The sequence below is a fragment of the Alistipes sp. DJF_B185 genome, assembly GCF_964250025.1.
Lineage (GTDB): Bacteria > Bacteroidota > Bacteroidia > Bacteroidales > Rikenellaceae > Alistipes > Alistipes finegoldii.
On sequence record NZ_CAXUDY010000004.1, the window covers coordinates 112,245 to 128,964 of the forward strand.

General features: G+C 40.1%; 16 protein-coding genes. 11 read left to right on the forward strand and 5 right to left on the reverse strand.

The features are described 5' to 3' along the window. Nucleotides 1-10 precede the first annotated feature (10 nt). The 8 genes from ACESTR_RS07030 (at nt 11) to ACESTR_RS07065 (ending at nt 10,610) form a co-directional block, all read left to right on the forward strand. Nucleotides 11-1,384: an ATP-binding protein gene (locus ACESTR_RS07030; RefSeq protein WP_014774692.1), complete on the forward strand. Its 1,374-nt coding sequence runs from the start codon at nt 11-13 to the stop codon at nt 1,382-1,384. A 26-nt stretch (nt 1,385-1,410) separates the two neighbouring features. Beyond that, on the forward strand, nt 1,411-2,472 hold the full coding sequence (locus ACESTR_RS07035) for a DUF2971 domain-containing protein (protein ID WP_032531604.1): 1,062 nt from the start codon (nt 1,411-1,413) through the stop codon (nt 2,470-2,472). A gap of 112 nt (nt 2,473-2,584) precedes the next feature. Beyond that, nucleotides 2,585-2,866 (forward strand): helix-turn-helix domain-containing protein, encoded by a 282-nt coding sequence (locus ACESTR_RS07040; protein WP_080714326.1) that lies wholly within the window; start codon nt 2,585-2,587, stop codon nt 2,864-2,866. A 23-nt stretch (nt 2,867-2,889) separates the two neighbouring features. Beyond that, nucleotides 2,890-5,718, forward strand: coding sequence for a type I restriction endonuclease subunit R (locus ACESTR_RS07045; protein ID WP_014774689.1), 2,829 nt, complete (start codon nt 2,890-2,892; stop codon nt 5,716-5,718). Between the two features lie 13 nt (nt 5,719-5,731). Next, complete coding sequence (locus ACESTR_RS07050; RefSeq protein WP_014774688.1) at nt 5,732-6,436, forward strand: GIY-YIG nuclease family protein; 705 nt, start codon at nt 5,732-5,734, stop codon at nt 6,434-6,436. Nucleotides 6,437-6,440: 4 nt separating this feature from the next. Continuing rightward, nucleotides 6,441-7,994 carry a type I restriction-modification system subunit M gene (locus ACESTR_RS07055; protein ID WP_014774687.1) on the forward strand — a complete coding sequence of 518 codons (1,554 nt, stop codon included), beginning with the start codon at nt 6,441-6,443 and terminating at the stop codon, nt 7,992-7,994. A 7-nt stretch (nt 7,995-8,001) separates the two neighbouring features. Then, nucleotides 8,002-9,408, forward strand: coding sequence for a RhuM family protein (rhuM, locus tag ACESTR_RS07060; RefSeq protein WP_014774686.1), 1,407 nt, complete (start codon nt 8,002-8,004; stop codon nt 9,406-9,408). A 5-nt stretch (nt 9,409-9,413) separates the two neighbouring features. Then, nucleotides 9,414-10,610 (forward strand): restriction endonuclease subunit S, encoded by a 1,197-nt coding sequence (locus ACESTR_RS07065; RefSeq protein WP_137569174.1) that lies wholly within the window; start codon nt 9,414-9,416, stop codon nt 10,608-10,610. On the opposite strand, the gene ACESTR_RS07070 is transcribed toward ACESTR_RS07065, so the two are convergent. Then, nucleotides 10,603-11,139 (reverse strand): restriction endonuclease subunit S, encoded by a 537-nt coding sequence (locus tag ACESTR_RS07070; RefSeq protein ID WP_373179038.1) that lies wholly within the window; start codon nt 11,137-11,139, stop codon nt 10,603-10,605. The genes ACESTR_RS07065 and ACESTR_RS07070 overlap by 8 nt on opposite strands. A gap of 148 nt (nt 11,140-11,287) precedes the next feature. Here ACESTR_RS07070 and ACESTR_RS07075 point away from each other — a divergent pair, with 148 nt between their 5' ends. Then, nucleotides 11,288-11,770 (forward strand): restriction endonuclease subunit S, encoded by a 483-nt coding sequence (locus tag ACESTR_RS07075; protein ID WP_215907884.1) that lies wholly within the window; start codon nt 11,288-11,290, stop codon nt 11,768-11,770. Here the strand turns inward: ACESTR_RS07075 and ACESTR_RS07080 are convergent. After that, the gene (locus ACESTR_RS07080; protein ID WP_032597889.1) at nt 11,763-12,959 is read right to left on the reverse strand and encodes a restriction endonuclease subunit S; all 1,197 of its coding nucleotides are present in this window, start codon (nt 12,957-12,959) and stop codon (nt 11,763-11,765) included. The two genes, ACESTR_RS07075 and ACESTR_RS07080, sit on opposite strands and share 8 nt — an antisense overlap. 40 nt (nt 12,960-12,999) lie before the next feature. On the opposite strand from ACESTR_RS07080, the gene ACESTR_RS07085 reads away from it, so the two are divergent. Continuing rightward, nucleotides 13,000-13,926 carry a tyrosine-type recombinase/integrase gene (locus tag ACESTR_RS07085; protein ID WP_014774681.1) on the forward strand — a complete coding sequence of 309 codons (927 nt, stop codon included), beginning with the start codon at nt 13,000-13,002 and terminating at the stop codon, nt 13,924-13,926. A gap of 105 nt (nt 13,927-14,031) precedes the next feature. Continuing rightward, on the forward strand, nt 14,032-14,418 hold the full coding sequence (locus ACESTR_RS07090; protein WP_032531602.1) for a hypothetical protein: 387 nt from the start codon (nt 14,032-14,034) through the stop codon (nt 14,416-14,418). Nucleotides 14,419-14,478: 60 nt separating this feature from the next. Here the strand turns inward: ACESTR_RS07090 and ACESTR_RS07095 are convergent, their stop codons facing one another. From ACESTR_RS07095 to ACESTR_RS07105, 3 genes are read right to left on the reverse strand one after another with little or no spacing between them, the layout of a single operon-like run. After that, entirely contained in the window at nt 14,479-15,006 is a 528-nt protein-coding gene (locus ACESTR_RS07095) for a hypothetical protein (RefSeq protein ID WP_014774680.1), read from the reverse strand. 4 nt (nt 15,007-15,010) lie between these two features. Further along, nucleotides 15,011-16,222 carry a relaxase/mobilization nuclease domain-containing protein gene (locus ACESTR_RS07100; protein ID WP_032531601.1) on the reverse strand — a complete coding sequence of 404 codons (1,212 nt, stop codon included), beginning with the start codon at nt 16,220-16,222 and terminating at the stop codon, nt 15,011-15,013. Next, nucleotides 16,219-16,638 (reverse strand): plasmid mobilization protein, encoded by a 420-nt coding sequence (locus tag ACESTR_RS07105; protein ID WP_014774678.1) that lies wholly within the window; start codon nt 16,636-16,638, stop codon nt 16,219-16,221. The genes ACESTR_RS07100 and ACESTR_RS07105 overlap by 4 nt, the downstream gene beginning before the upstream one ends. Nucleotides 16,639-16,720: the final 82 nt, after the last annotated feature.

The following is a 16,720-nucleotide window of genomic DNA, read 5'->3' on the forward strand; positions in this document are numbered from 1 at the left end:
AATAAGATATATGAAATTCGTTGATAGAATAGATGAAGCTGCACGATTAAAGGATGCTCTTGCAAGAGAGAAGTCCTCGTTAGTCGTGATGTACGGTCGCAGACGGTTGGGTAAGTCAACGCTTATCAAAAGGGTGTTGTCGGATACGGATGTTTACTTCCTTGCTGACCGTTCTGAAGGGCAACATCAGAGAGTATTGCTTGCAAAAGTAATAGCACAAGTGTTCCCGGATTTCGACAAACTGACATATCCGGATTGGGAATCTATGTTTCGTGCGGTCAATTATCGAACAGACAAGCGTTTTACTTTATGTTTGGATGAGTTTCCGTATCTTGTAGAGCAATCTTCTGAACTGCCGTCTGTGCTACAAAAACTGGTTGATGAAAAGCTGTTGAAGTATAATCTTGTGCTTTGCGGTTCGTCACAAAATATGATGTATGGATTGTTTCTTGATTCTACTGCACCTCTCTATGGTCGTGCTGATGAGATCATGAAACTTGCACCGATACGTTTGCCATATATTCAAGAGGCTTTGAGCCTTGATGCGATGAATGCCATTGAAGAATATGCTGTTTGGGGAGGTGTACCGCGTTATTGGGAACTAAGGGAAAACCAAAATTCACTTAATGATGCTTTGTGGCACAATATCCTTTCTGTAAATGGAACTCTTTACGAAGAACCGATAAAATTGTTTCAGGACGATGTAAAGGATATTGTTAAGACTTCGACGATAATGTCTTATATCGGTACTGGCGCAAATCGGCTTTCTGAGATTGCCGCAAGATGCAATGAGCCTGCAACCAACCTGTCGCGTCCATTGAAGAAACTTATTGATCTCGGATTTTTGGAGAAAGATGTTCCGTTTGGGATTGATGAAAAGAATGCGAAAAAGAGTCTTTACAAGATAGCCGATCCGTTTATGGCATTTTATTATCAGTTTGTCGTACCTAATCGTTCGTTCATCGAGCTTGGTCGTCGTTTGCCAATAGAACAGGCTTTGACTGCTCATTTATCGGAGTATGTGAGTATGCAATGGGAAAAATTATGTCGGGATGCCGTAACAGGAAATCTTGTCAATGGAGTGGTTTATGGCAAGGCAAAACGCTGGTGGGGTTCTGTGCTCAATGAGGATAAGAAGCCGGAACAAGTCGAGTTTGATGTTATGGCCGAATCGCTTGACAAAAAGTATTTGTTGGTCGGAGAATGCAAATGGACTACTCAAGAGAATGGCAAACAACTGACTGCCGAACTTCTCCGCAAAGCTAATCTGCTACCGTTTGCCAAGTGCTACACCGTCGTTCCAATGCTGTTCCTTAAGAATGCTCCGAAAGATGGTATAAGAAACGCCGTGTTGCCAGAAAATATTGTCGAGTTAATGAAATAAAGAAATAACAAATTCGTGATTTGCAGATGTTGGATTTTAGAAAACAATTCCAAGAGATTATAGAACAATCTTATATCCCTTTCAATATAGATAAAACTGCGACTTCTGACGTATGGAGTAATATTTATAAGTTAGTACTTCCTAATATACCGGAAAAACTTTTTAGGTATCGTAGAATAGACGATAAGGGCTATACAATTGAATCATTTAAATCTAAAACTATTTCATTATGCCATGCGGGAATGTTTCCAGATAAATATGATTCGTATTTATATATAGATCAAGATAAGATTCACAAAGATCTAAAAAATGCATTGAAAGATGCGTTGCGCATAACATTGTCGCATATAACACAGAAATCCCCTGAAATAAGGGCGGAAAAAGCAACGAAAATATGTTATTATAGAGAGTGCGGATATACGGATGAACAAATTATAGATAAAATATTGACAGATGATTATGTTGATTTTTGCAATAATATAGGGGCTGCGATAAAAAAACAAGAATCGCGTTTTAGAAATCCAAGAAATAGTGCAAAAATTGCCTGTTTTACAGAAAGTGTGCAGTCTAAGTATATGTGGGATAGATATGCAGATGGATATAAGGGGTTTGCATTAGAATATGATCTCAGACGATGCATTTTTAAATATAATTCATTGGGAATGAGTGTTAATCTCTTTCCTGTGATTTATACAGATTTAAGACCGGATGTTACATTAGATGAGGGAAATATTCATACTTACGAATATTTCAAGCAGATTGGAGATAAAAATTGGTTAAGCTTTTTGTCGTCTATAATATCTGTTAATCAATTATATTGGTATCGAGTTTATCTTTATAAAGACAGAAAAGAATACGAGCACGAACATGAATGGAGAATGATTTACTATAATTTAGAAGATGAGAATGATTATGTTGCAATACCGGATGTTGGATGCTTGAAAGCAATATATTATGGTCCAGATATATCACAAAAGGATAAGCAAGAATTACATCAGATTGCAGTTGAAAAAGGACTGAAAGAGTATGATGTCGATCTTGACACGGGTAGCCGTAGATATGATTTAAGAGTAACAGCAATTAAATAAGAATATTCTTAGCGCAAAAAAGAACCGATTAACAACCTGAAAGTTGTGTCATCTCAATTATTTATAGTACCTTTGCTTACCAAATAAGGCAAAGGTATTTTTGATGCATACAATGGCAGAAGATAAGATAGACAACGCACTGGAAGTAAAAGAGGAAACAGTGGAATGCAAAAGCGAAGATTGGGTTTGCCATTCGCAGGCTATAGCTGCAACCATGTCAAACCGAATGGAGGAACTTGGCATGACACAACGAGCGTTGGCTGAGAAAATGAACTGCACCCAGCAATATGTATCCAAGGTGTTGAAAGGTCGCGAGAATCTGTCATTGGAAACTTTGTGCAAAATAGAAAATGCATTAGGTATCAAAATACTACAAGCTGGAATAAATAAGTAATAACACCATAGTAGGGAAAGAATATGTCAATACAGAGCGAAGCGGCATTGGAAGCCGGACTTATAGCCACACTTCGGCAAATGGACTACGAGTATGTCCAGATTACCGAAGAAGATAATCTTTATGCCAACTTCAAGCGGCAGTTGGAAATTCACAACAAGAAACAGCTGGCGGAAGTTGGTCGTAACTCATTTACGGATGAAGAGTTTGAGAAGATATTGATATATCTGGAAGGTGGTACTCGCTTTGAAAAGGCTAAGAAACTTCGTGACCTATATCCTCTTGACACGATGAACGGGCAGCGTATTTGGGTGGAATTCCTTAATCGTACACAATGGTGTCAGAACGAGTTTCAGGTGTCGAATCAGATTACGGTGGAGGGACGAAAGAAGTGTCGCTATGATGTGACGATTCTTATCAATGGCCTCCCTCTGGTTCAGATTGAATTGAAGCGTCGGGGTGTAGAACTCAAGCAGGCATACAATCAGATACAACGCTATCATAAGACATCCTTTCATGGGCTGTTCGACTATATTCAGCTATTTGTTATCTCCAATGGCGTAAATACTCGTTATTTCGCCAATAATCCCAATGGTGGATATAAATTCACGTTCAACTGGACGGATGCGGCAAATCTGCCATTCAATGAACTGGATAAGTTTGCTGTATTTTTCTTGGAAAAGTGTACGCTCGGTAAGATTATCGGAAAATATATCGTATTGCATGAAGGGGATAAATGCTTGATGGTACTTCGCCCATACCAGTTTTATGCTGTAGAAAAGATATTGGATCGGGTACAGAACTCCAACGATAACGGTTATATCTGGCATACTACAGGCGCAGGAAAAACCTTGACTTCATTCAAAACAGCACAGCTTGTTTCGGAGTTGGATGATGTAGATAAGGTAATGTTCGTTGTTGACCGTCATGACCTTGACACACAAACGCAGTCGGAATATGAAGCCTTTGAACCGGGAGCTGTTGACGGTACGGACAATACGGATGAACTGGTAAAACGGCTGCATAGTAACTCCAAGATTATCATTACCACTATTCAGAAACTCAATGCTGCCGTAAGTAAGATATGGTACAGCAGCAAGATAGATTCGATATGCCACTCCCGTATCGTGATGATATTTGATGAGTGCCACCGCAGTCACTTCGGGGAGAGTCATAAGAAGATTATGCAATTCTTCGATAATGCCCAGATATTCGGTTTTACCGGAACTCCTATTTTTACAGAAAATGCAGTTGATGGGCATACGACCAAAGAGGTATTCGGCAACTGCCTGCATCGCTATCTGATTAAAGATGCCATTGCCGATGAAAATGTTCTCGGTTTCCTTGTAGAGTATTATCATGGCAGTGAGGAAGTGCAGAACGGCAGTACTAATCGCATGACGGAAATCGCTAAATTCATCCTTAATAATTTCAATAAGTCAACATTTGACGGAGAGTTCGATGCATTGTTTGCTGTACAGTCCGTACCGATGCTTATCCGTTATTACAAGATATTCAAGGAACTGAATCCCAAGATTCGTATAGGTGCAGTTTTTACTTATGCAGCCAATGGAAGTCAAGATGATGATCTGACAGGAATGGGTACAGGTTCTTATCTGAATGACAGTGCCGGTGAGGTTGATGAACTGCAAGCCATCATGGATGACTACAATGAAATGTTCGGGACATCGTTTACGACAGAGAACTTCCGTGCATATTACGATGACATCAACCTGCGTATGAAAAAGAAGCGAGTTGATATGAGGCCGCTTGATCTTTGTCTGGTCGTCGGAATGTTCCTTACCGGTTTTGACAGCAAGAAACTCAATACGCTTTATGTAGACAAGAATATGGAATACCACGGCTTGTTGCAGGCATTCAGCCGGACAAACCGTGTGCTGAATGAAAAGAAACGCTTCGGAAAGATTGTGTGTTTCCGTGATTTGAAAAGCAATGTTGATACCGCTATCAAATTGTTCAGCAACAGTAACAATCCGGAAGAAATAGTGCGACCTCCGTTTGAAGAAGTCAAACAGGAATACAAGGAGCTTGCTACCAATTTTTTGAAGAAATATCCGGACACAAATTGTATAGACCTTTTGCAGAGTGAAAAAGCTAAGAAAGAGTTTGTTTTGGCGTTCCGTGATATTATCCGTAAACATGCTGAAATACAGATATACGAGGATTATAATGAAGAGTCTGATGATCTCGGCATGACGGAACAGCAATTTATGGATTTCAGAAGTAAGTATCTTGATATCCATGATACTTTTGCACTCGTTGTTCCAGCACCGTCACCCAAACCGGATGATGATACAGATGTTCCGGATGACGGAGACCTCGGTGATGTGGATTTCTGCCTTGAACTCCTACATAGCGACATTATCAATGTGGCATATATCCTTGAACTCATTGCAGAACTTGACCCATATAGTGCCGATTACGCGGAACGCCGCCAGAATATCATTGACACGATGATTAAGGATGCTGAAATGCGCAGCAAGGCAAAACTTATTGATGGCTTCATTCAAAAGAATGTGGATGACGATAAGGAAAATTTCATGATGCAGCGAGGCAAGGCTGACGGTACAAGCGATTTGGAAGAACGGTTGAACCGCTATATTGCTGTTGAACGAGAAAATGCCGTCAACTCATTGGCTGAGGAAGAGAAAATATCGTCATCAGTATTGAATCATTTCCTTAAAGAATATGATTATCTGCAAAAAGAGCAGCCAGAAATCATACAAAAGGCATTGAAAGAGAAGCATCTCGGATTGATAAAGACGAGAAAGGCGTTGACGAGGATTTTAGACAGATTGCGTAATATCATACGCACTTTCAGTTGGGATTAAAAGAAATACTGATATGGTAAAGACAAATGAACCCGGATATGTGTATATCTTGACTAATCCAAGTTTTCGTGAGGATTGGGTCAAAATCGGTAAAAGTGCGCGGCCTGTAGATATACGTTCCAAGGAACTTGACAACACGGCTGTTCCGTTGCCTTTTGAGATTTATGCAACCATTCAGACGGTCAAATATAACGATGTTGAAAAGCATGTACACAAGACTATTGATCGGTTGACGGATTTGCGTATTCGTCAGAATCGGGAGTTTTTCAATGTGCCGCCGCAAATAGCTTTGGATATATTCAATGACATAGCCAAGATGATTGATGATGCGGTTGTTACGGTCTATGTAGATAATAAACCGGTTTGCCATAACGAAAAAGATTCATTGCCTGTCGTGCAGAAGCGAACCGTAAAGCGAGGGCGTTTCAAATTCAGCATGGTCGGTATTAAAATAGGGGAATGTGTTACCTTCATGCCTACGAATACAGAAGTCAAGGTGGCAAGCGATGATTCCGTTGAATATCAAGGTCGTATTTATAAATTGTCCCCTTTTGTCGGTACGTTTATGCCGGAAGAGAAACGGAATACATCGGGTGCATATCAAGGGGCAAAATATTTCTCATATAAAGGGAAAGTGCTGGATGACCTGAGAAGTATAATTGAAAGCAATATACCATTGCCGGAAAGTGATGTAATACAGAATAATATAGAGCAATAAGGATATGAGTGAAGAACTGCAACAGAAACTCCGTGACCAGCTTTGGGCGGTCGCAAACCGTTTGCGCGGCAATATGTCGGCAAGCGATTTTATGTATTTTACTTTGGGATTCATTTTCTATAAATACCTGTCGGAGAAGATAGAAACATACGCCAACAGTGCATTGGAGGATGATGAAGTTACATTCAAGGAATTATGGGAAATGACCGATTCGGATGCTGCGGAATTGCAGGAAGAGGTCAAGAACCAATGCTTGGAAAATATAGGCTATTTCATTGAACCGAAATTCTTGTTTTCGTCTGTAATCGAAACTATCAAGCGGAAAGAAAATATCCTTCCGATGCTGGAACGCTCATTGAAACGCATTGAGGATAGTACGCTCGGACGTGACAGCGAAGAGGATTTTGGTGGTCTGTTTTCGGATATTGACCTTGCTTCCCCTAAGCTCGGAAAGACAACCGATGACAAGAATACGCTTATAAGCAATGTTCTGCTTGCACTTGATGATATAAAATTCGGAGTGGAGGCCTCTCAGGAGATTGATATTTTGGGCGATGCTTATGAGTATATGATCAGTCAGTTTGCTGCCGGTGCAGGCAAGAAAGCCGGTGAGTTCTATACTCCGCAAGAGGTCAGCCGCATATTGGCGGAGATTGTTACTCTTGGGCATAACCGTTTGCGTAATGTTTACGACCCTACTTGCGGTAGTGGTTCACTATTGCTCCGTGCAGCAAGTATCGGTAAGGCGGCATATATCTATGGACAGGAGAAAAATCCGACTACTTACAACCTTGCCCGAATGAATATGTTGCTGCACGGTATCCGATTCAGCAGCTTCAAAATAGAGAATGGCGATACGCTTGAATGGGACGCATTCGATGATATGCAGTTCGATGCAGTGGTTGCAAATCCTCCGTTCTCTGCCGAATGGAGTGCTGCCGACAAATTCAACAACGACGACCGTTTCAGTAAAGCAGGACGACTTGCACCTAAGAAAACAGCCGACTATGCTTTTATTCTGCATATGGTTCATCACCTCAATGAAGGTGGTACGATGGCTTGCGTTGCTCCGCACGGAGTTCTGTTCCGAGGGAATGCAGAGGGCGTTATACGCCGTTTCCTGATAGAGAAGAAAAACTATATTGATGCCATTATCGGGCTGCCTGCCAATATTTTCTATGGTACAAGCATTCCGACCTGTATTCTCGTATTGAAGAAATGCCGTAAGGAAGACGATAATATCTTGTTCATTGATGCCAGCAAAGAGTTTGAAAAGGTCAAGACCCAAAACAAACTCCGCCCTCAGCATATACAGAAGATTGTAGAAACCTACCGTGACCGCAAGGAAATTGAAAAGTACAGTCACCTCGCTACGTTACAGGAGGTTGCCGAAAATGACTATAATCTGAATATTCCTCGTTATGTCGATACTTTTGAGGAAGAAGAGCCTATTGACATCAAAGCAGTCATGGCTGAAATAAAGGAATTGGAAGCCAAGCGAGCCGAACTGGATAAGGAGATAGAAGGCTATTTGAAAGAATTGGGACTGGTTGAATAATTACACTATGGCAGAGATAGACAACATCCCCGAAATGCGTCCATCATTCGACAATATACGCCGTCAGGATGAGGGCGGAAACGAATACTGGAGTTCTCGCGACCTGTGCGCTGCTATGGGCTATTCGGCTTATTGGAAATTCCAAAGAGTCATAGACAAGGCTATCAAGGTGGCAGGTGAAAAAGGAATGAATGTAGACGACCATTTCAACCAAGCGGTTGATATGGTAAGGATTGGAAGCGGTTCATTCCGTAAGGTCAATATCTTCCGTCTGTCTCGTATGGCATGTATGATTGTTGCCGAAAATGCCAATGTCAAAAAAGTGTTGGTACAACAAGCTCGCGATTATTTTACTCGAACAATTTCGATAAACGAATTGATGCAAAATTCGTTGAGTTCTAACATTTTGCTGTATAAAACGGCGCAAGGCGAGGCACGAATAGAAGTGATATTCAACAGTGAAACATTTTGGATGTCACAAAAGCGTATGGCCGATTTGTTCGGGGTGGATGTACGGACTGTCAACTATCATCTTGGTCAGATTTACGAAACAGGCGAGCTTACAAAAGAGGCAACTATCCGAAAAATTGGGATAGTTCAATCAGAGGGAAAAAGGGATGTGGAACGTACACCTCTGTTCTATAATTTGGATGCTATTATTGCGGTAGGTTATCGTGTCAATAGCTATCAAGCCACCCAGTTCCGTATCTGGGCTACATCTGTATTGAAGGAGTTTATTATTAAAGGATATGCGCTTGATGATGAACGTTTGAAGCAGGGAAAACATTTTGGCAAAGATTATTTTGACGATTTACTGGAGCGTATTCGTGAGATACGTACCTCAGAGCGCAGATACTACCAAAAGATAACAGACATCTATGCCGAATGCAGTGCGGATTACGACCCGAAGTCGGATTGTACCAAATTGTTCTTCAAGATGGTGCAAAACATGATGCACTTGGCTGTAACTCATCGTACTGCTGCCGAAATAGTATATGAACGTGCCGACTCGGAAATGCCGCACATGGGACTGACTACTTGGAAAAAAGCTCCCAATGGCAGAGTACAGAAATCTGATACGATTGTAGCAAAGAACTACTTGTCTGACAAAGAGGTTTCAGAACTCAACGGCGTAACTAACGCATTTCTTGAATTTGCAGAACAGCGTGCTCAACGCCATATCATTACAACGATGGCAGACTGGAAGCAGCGTCTTGAACAGTTTCTTGCTACAATGGACTATCAAGCACAAGATTCGGCCGGTAAAGTTTCTCAAGAAGAGGCACGAGAGAAGGCGTATGGTGAGTATGAAAAATATAAAGTGATTCAAGACCGTTCGTTTATCTCCGATTTCGACCGGTTTAATGATGGTGACAAATTGTTGCCGTTTGATATCAATCCCGATAAAGAATAATGATTATGGCAGATAATAACGAAAATAAAGTCCTCAATGTTCCCCATTTGAGATTTCCGGAGTTTAGTGGAGAGTGGAACAAGTACACCATAAATGATTTAGCAACAGTGGTTGGAGGTGGCACACCTGATACTACAGTGAAATCATATTGGGGTGGAGATATACAATGGTTTACTCCAAGTGAAATCGGTAAAAATAAATATGTAGACTTTAGCAAAAGAACTATTACAAGAGATGGTTTAGATAATTCAAGTGCAAAGCTATTACCATTACACACTATATTATTAAGTTCTCGTGCCACGGTAGGAGAATGTTCTATTGCATCAAATGAATGTACTACAAATCAAGGTTTTCAATCTCTTATTGCGAAACAATGTAATATTGATTTTCTATACTACTTGATTCAAACTAAGAAAAAAGATTTGATTAGAAATGCTTGTGGATCAACATTCTTAGAAATCTCAGCAAATGAAATTCGCAAGATTAAAGTTGCTGTTCCTGTACAAAACGAACAGGAACAAATTGCGAAGCTCTTATCTTTAATTGATGAGCGTATCGCTACCCAAAACAAAATCATTGAGGATTTGAAAAAACTAAAGTCTGCGATTAGTAAACAGGCATTTGCTCAAAAGCCTAATGGATGGAATAGATTAGACACTTTGTTCTCAAAAGGTAAGGCTGGCGGCACTCCAACTTCTACAAATAAAGAATACTATAATGGAGAAATACCATTCTTGAGTATTAACGATATAACAAAGCAAGGTAAGTATGTCCGATACACGGAAAATCATTTGAGCCGAAGTGGATTAGAGAACTCTTCGGCATGGGTGGTTCCAGAGTATAGTTTAATAATATCAATGTACGCATCGGTTGGCTTGGTAACTATAAATGAAGTACCTATTACTACAAGCCAGGCAATGTTTGCGATGCAGCTCAGAGACAAAGATTTATTGGATTATCTGTACTACTACTTGTCATATTTTAAGTATCGCCACATCCACAAATATCTTGAAACTGGTACACAAAGTAATATTAACGCTGATATTGTTCGCGGAATAATGATTCCAACTTATGGACATAGTCGCAATATGAAAATTGCGTCAACACTGCAAGGCATTGATGCGAAAATCGACAATGAGTTATCAGTTCTTAAACTATTCAATAGGCAAAAGAACTATCTTTTGTCCCAGATGTTTATATGAACATCTGGGTAAGGAGATATTGCTTCTGCATGGTTAACAAGGTTAGTCTTCGCAGCTCATTAATGATGCACTCATCGTATGAATGTAGTATTTTTGCAGCAAAAAGAATGTTATTGCCATTTGAGGAATACGGTAACACATAGTTTTCTACATCCCCTTTACCAATATTCATTTGGGCAGCACCTTGACCACAAGCTATCATACTATTCTCAAATCTTTGAGAAGATAGAATTTGATATAGGAACTCTTGATTTACATTTTTCGCAAGTTGTAACAAACCAACTCGTTGGTTGAGTAAATAGTTCCCATTCTTACAAAGAGAAACACGCCCAACATTACCCGTAAGAGATATTAAAATATCTCCTTCTTTTAATACTTGGTGGTCTTGTATATCGTTCGGCAAGTTGATTATGCAATTGCAATCTTCATCGTTTATATATCGCTCGCCAGGCACATTTGTTATTGTGAGGATTTTCCATTTGCCCAGTGCATTATACTTGCCACTCTGGAATGCGTAACCATTTTTCAATGTCGCAATATTCGACAAGCATATAGTAGTTTCTAACAAATCTTTTCGTGCGAACAAATATTTACTAATCGCAGACATTTCCGTTATTCAATCCTTAATCAAAGGACTTGCAGCACAACTTACACAGTCAGGAACTCCCAATATACGCTTGTGTGATTGCCTTGAATGCCATTCATCCACATTGCAAGAAAATTGCGTATCTGTGACTGGCTCATATCCTGTATATGGTGCAACTGGACTTATTGGCTATACCAACAACTATGCTTATAATGGCGAATCAATTTTAATAGTCAAAGATGGTTCCGGTGTTGGTTCTTTGTCGTATGTTAATGACCATTTTTCTGTAATTGGAACACTCAACTATCTAACAGCCAAAGAAAACTACTCAATTCTTTACCTGTATTATGCACTTATGGCGTTCAATTTCACTCCATATATAACAGGAATGGCTATCCCTCACATCTACTTCAAAGATTATGGGAAGGCAAAATTATTCTATCCATCCATTGAAAAGCGAATAAGGATTGCATCATTGCTACATAACATCGAGCAAAAGTTAGTTGTGGAACAAAACCTTGTTATATCACTAAGCGCACAAAAATCTTACCTGCTGCGTATGTTGTTTATATAAATATCATGTGCAATAGATATTGTTTCTGTAAATTCAAGAACCTTAAAAGTTCCTGTTCTATAGACAGTTTTTCCTCTATTGAGGATGTTAAGTTTGTTATATTCTTTTGTTGTGCCATAGATGGTAAAGGACATTTGATATGATTGATGTCCTTAAGATATGCAGTTTTCATTGTTCCCTCTGTAATAATTCTGCTTATTTCTTTTGAGAAGTAAGAAGAAGACATCAGCAAATACAAATACTCTACATTGATATTTGTGTTCGGAACAATGCCCAATATACCTTGCTTGGTACAAACTGGATATTCATTTATAGATATTGCACCTATGGTAGCACCATTGGAGTATATAACAGACTTTGATGGAATAAGCCATGCTGATGATTTTTGCATACCCAGTTCTGTTATAAAGTCTTTATTATTTGTCAGATATTTACAAGACAAGTCTTCAATCTTAATAAATGGAATTGTGCCTTCTGTATAATATTCAACTACCGATGTCGTCGGAGTGCCACCTTCACCAGCTTTAATATAGAAAGAAGAAAACGGATAAAGTTTTCCTTTCAAAAGAACTGTCATCAATTCGTCAACAAGTCCTTTGATTAAGGATTGAAGTTTCTCAATGATTTTGTTTTGGGTTGCTATTCGTTCGTCAATGAGAGATAGAAATTCAGCTATTTTTCTCTGTTCCTCAATTGATGGAAAATATAATGATATTTTGGATAATCCTTCCTGCCCAATATTGAAATGTTGTGCTCCTGCTCCCATTCTGCAAGTTCTTTTGCGCGCTAATGGCGTAGCAAGCAAATACTTAAAGAACAAAGGATCATAATTGCCGATTTTACGACCACGAATAACAAAGCCTCCATAAATGGCGGTACGATTATCCATGTACACATTAGCTCGTCCAACATCCTCCAATGTTTCTGAGCTACGTTGGAATAGCAAATCTCCGTCTTTCACTCCGAAACATTCTATTTCTTTTTCAGTAGCATTGACCTTGCCACGAATATTGTCATAATTGATAACTCCTTCTGAAAGAATATCCATCACCGAAATGAATGGTAGTCCACTTCCAATACGTTTAGCGTCTGGATTAAGACCATTCTTGAACTCCAAATATTCAGAAAGCGTATGCTCTTCCCACTCTCCACTAAACTCCGGAAATCTCAAATGGGGAACATTACCTATTATATTTCTCTAATTATTAGAACCAATTAAATTCAAAATTATGATTCAGAAGACAATTAGAGAAATTTCGGACGCATGGCGAGAGAACAAGCGACCGTATGTGAAACAATCGACATTGGCAGCCTACATGTTGATTCTTGAAAATCACATTTTGCCAAAGTTTGGTGAGAGTAACGAACTTCATGAAAATGATGTACAAGGCTTTGTGCTTGAAAAGTTGGAAGGCGGATTGAGCGTGAAATCTGTTAAGGACATTCTTATTGTCCTAAAGATGGTTATGAAATTCGGGGTGAAAAACGAATGGATGAACTATTACGAATGGGATATTAAGTACCCAACAGACGTTGCTGGTAAAAAGTTGGAGGTCTTGTCCGTGGCAAATCATAAAAAGATTCTGAACTATATTCAGAGCCACTTTTCCTTTCCGGGACTTGGTATCTATATCAGCCTTAGTACCGGTCTGCGTATAGGGGAGATCTGTGCTTTGAAATGGAGCGACATCAATGTATATGACGGGATTCTAACCGTTAACCGGACGATAGAACGCATCTATATCATAGAAGGAGAGAGAAAACATACAGAGCTGGTCATCAACACGCCAAAGACAAAAAACTCTTGCCGTGAAATCCCGATAAACAAAGAATTGCTTACTATGTTAAAGCCTTTGAAAAAAGTAATTAATGACGATTATTACATTCTTACTAATGATGAGCGTCCGACAGAGCCACGCACATATCGCAACTACTATAAAAGGCTTATGGAGAAACTTGATATTCCCAAGCTGAAGTATCATGGACTCCGTCACAGTTTCGCGACTCGCTGTATAGAAGTCGGTTGTGACTATAAAACAGTCAGCGTATTATTAGGGCATTCCAACATTTCAACTACTTTGGATTTATATGTTCATCCCAATATGGAGCAGAAAAAGCGTTGCATTACCAAGGTTTTCAAGTCACTGGGTAAATAAAGTTATGTATAGAGCGAGGGAATTAATGCTGTAATTTCTTCGCTCACAATTGTTTTGTGGTTCAGAATTATGTTGTATATTTGAATGTTATTAAAAATATTACTTATGAGAAAGGGTTTGATATTCTTCTTGGGAATTGTTACTGGGTGTGTATTAACAATTGCAGTACTTTTTGTTATAGGTATTACCAATTCAAATGCTAACGAATCGGATATTACGATTGCCGAGCAACAGACGGTATTTACTACCGCAACAAAATTTGAAGTTTTTCAGGTTCTTGGGGATGGTGCTTTGGCCAATTGTGAGGAGAAAGGGCATTCAACTTCATTTTTTACTGGGCCGGTCGTCTATATTGTGACAGATGGCCAGAATCTGTTTTATGATGATCAGGTAATTGAAGTACCTAAAGGTAAAAAGGCTATGCAAATAGGAACATTTCGTTATGAGACCAAACTTGGTGAAAAAGTAGTTCCTGTAATAAAATTTCAATAACATAGGCATATTATAAAAGTCTCAACTGGTAGCAATCTCTATCCGATTGAGACTTTTCGTTTATTTACCTCTATCTAAAAACTTCTGTACTATTAACGCTATACCAATTCCTAAAACGGCAATGAGAATACAGCAGATAACTGCTTTCCAAATCAATCCGGAATGCAAAATCTCTGCATTAGCCACTATCATGCACACGAAAAAAGAAGACAGAGCGACTACAATGATAATCAAAATGTAGAATGCGGTAGCCGGGATATGGATAGCATTGTCGGCTTTTTTTATTCTCCGCTCGGCTTCCTTGCATTTGCTTTCAATCTGACCAAGAAAATTGCAGAGAAGTGTTGCTCCAAATTCAATTGCCAACTTTTGCATTTCTTCAGAAATGATAGGTTTGCACTTTCGTATAGAGCCGGACAGATTTTCAACTTCTATTCTCAGCTTATATACATTGTCATTCAGGCTGGCAAGTTCCTTGGCATTTACATCGAGTAGTCGTTTTTCTTCTTCCAGATATTCATTCTTGGGAGTGGTTTTTATGGATTCCACTTCACTCATTTCTGCGGAAAAATCAAATTTCTTTTTCATGGGCTTAGCGTTTTAGTCCTGTTTTCGGTTTCTTCCCTAACGAACGGCTGGCAGCACGAGCGCATCTGCGAGCCCATTGCAAATCGTCTTCGTCCTTGTCTCTCCACGGAAGCTCGCTTTGCGAACCTTCACCACCTCCACCGGTTGTTACATTGGGGGTATTTATCAGTCCGACAAATATAGCTACAGCCATATCGGTAAGTTCCTGACAGTTGGCAATAAACCTGTAATCAAATTCGTCATTGAAACAGTCAAGTACTTTTTCTGGGATATAGAATTTGTAATCCTTGCCTTCATGACTGAGGACATAGGAAATCATATCCTGACTATATGTGAGATATTGGGTATAGTCAATAGGGGCAACCTTATGTGTCGCTACCTGTTGAACGGTTTGGGAAGTATTATTTCTAATGACGGAAGTTGGCTGATGGTGCAGTCTCTTCCATGTTGCAGGAAGTTTCGAGACCATCAGGTTCCTGCCGATTCCCAATTCTGAAGCCTTGTATTTGGTGTTTCCATTCATGAGAGCATATCCACGGAGAAGACCTTTCTTGTCCTCCCTTTCATGGACGGTATAACCTTTCCGTATAAGAGCATTCTTGTAGTCATCCCATGACCACAATGGCATTGCTTTCAGCACCTCCATGCAGTCCCGATTTACTTGTGGAATGTTGAGATTTCGGATTTGTGCTGCAGTCGTCCAGCCACGTTTCTTTGCCACTCGCTCGGCTGCACGTTGTGCTCGAAGATGAATGTTGTGGTCATTGTTGATATTGCCATTTTCATCCAAACGGCAAATCGCAGCGTGGAGATGGGGGACTTCGCCTTTAGATTCCGTATGCAGCCAAACCGAGTATTTGCTATTAGCCAAATTGGTTTGGCAAGAACGGACTTTTCCGTCCTTGCCGATAATCACTTGTTTGTCGAACTCCTCAGCAAAGTCGTGCCAGAGCTTTTGCCAGTCCTCTATGTCATAGAACTGGGTATGTTCGGGCGAAGGACTCAGCTCGATTCTGATAACGGAGTTCTTTATCGGTCGATGCTGGGATAGGGTCAATTGCATGGAGTTCCATATCCCCATAGCGTCCGGTTCTGAGGGCAATAGGTTGTCCAATACCCGATAAATCTTCTCCGGATGTTTTTTGTGCTGTGATTCGCCGGTAATGTAACGGATGTCGTTTATACCGTGCGATATGGCTTTGGCTTTCGCAATCATTCTTCTTCGGATTTTGGGTTAGACGGAATTTTATTCTTCTCTTTTACTGCATTCAGGAACTGGCAGACATTTTCGGCCACATTGCCAAGTTCCTTGAGCCAGCCGACCATGAACGGAATCTGATTGAACATTGCCATGCGCTGCTTTGTGGACATTCCGTGTAGGGCGGATGTGTATTTTATGAGGTCTGACCGACAATCGTCCAGATTCTGCAACAGAGCAGCTTCTTCTTTCGTAAGCCTTGCTTTGGGCTTGAAGTTATACGCACGTGATAATATGTAGTCACTTACGGTCATGCTGCATTGCCCGGCCAGTGATTTTATATGCTCCTTCTGAGTAGGAGTGACTTTAGCTCCGATAAAGACACTTCTGGTTTCTTTCGAGGAGTCCGATGTATTTTCAATATCTTCTTTCATTTGAATCGTTTTATAATGGTTGAATAGGTGCGAGCTTGCGAGTACCGCACCGGCGAGGGAACTGAGCAGGCGAGAGCGCCAA

Excerpts from the sequence above, each read along its gene's own strand:
- ACESTR_RS07030 (WP_014774692.1), top strand. The coding sequence starts at position 11 with ATGAAATTCGTTGATAGAATAGATGAAGCTGCACGATTAAAGGATGCT.
- ACESTR_RS07035 (WP_032531604.1), top strand. The coding sequence starts at position 1,411 with ATGTTGGATTTTAGAAAACAATTCCAAGAGATTATAGAACAATCTTAT.
- ACESTR_RS07040 (WP_080714326.1), top strand. The coding sequence starts at position 2,585 with ATGGCAGAAGATAAGATAGACAACGCACTGGAAGTAAAAGAGGAAACA.
- ACESTR_RS07045 (WP_014774689.1), top strand. The coding sequence starts at position 2,890 with ATGTCAATACAGAGCGAAGCGGCATTGGAAGCCGGACTTATAGCCACA.
- ACESTR_RS07050 (WP_014774688.1), top strand. The coding sequence starts at position 5,732 with ATGGTAAAGACAAATGAACCCGGATATGTGTATATCTTGACTAATCCA.
- ACESTR_RS07055 (WP_014774687.1), top strand. The coding sequence starts at position 6,441 with ATGAGTGAAGAACTGCAACAGAAACTCCGTGACCAGCTTTGGGCGGTC.
- rhuM (WP_014774686.1), top strand. The coding sequence starts at position 8,002 with ATGGCAGAGATAGACAACATCCCCGAAATGCGTCCATCATTCGACAAT.
- ACESTR_RS07065 (WP_137569174.1), top strand. The coding sequence starts at position 9,414 with ATGGCAGATAATAACGAAAATAAAGTCCTCAATGTTCCCCATTTGAGA.
- ACESTR_RS07085 (WP_014774681.1), top strand. The coding sequence starts at position 13,000 with ATGATTCAGAAGACAATTAGAGAAATTTCGGACGCATGGCGAGAGAAC.
- ACESTR_RS07090 (WP_032531602.1), top strand. The coding sequence starts at position 14,032 with ATGAGAAAGGGTTTGATATTCTTCTTGGGAATTGTTACTGGGTGTGTA.
- ACESTR_RS07095 (WP_014774680.1), bottom strand. The coding sequence starts at position 15,006 with ATGAAAAAGAAATTTGATTTTTCCGCAGAAATGAGTGAAGTGGAATCC.
- ACESTR_RS07100 (WP_032531601.1), bottom strand. The coding sequence starts at position 16,222 with ATGATTGCGAAAGCCAAAGCCATATCGCACGGTATAAACGACATCCGT.
- ACESTR_RS07105 (WP_014774678.1), bottom strand. The coding sequence starts at position 16,638 with ATGAAAGAAGATATTGAAAATACATCGGACTCCTCGAAAGAAACCAGA.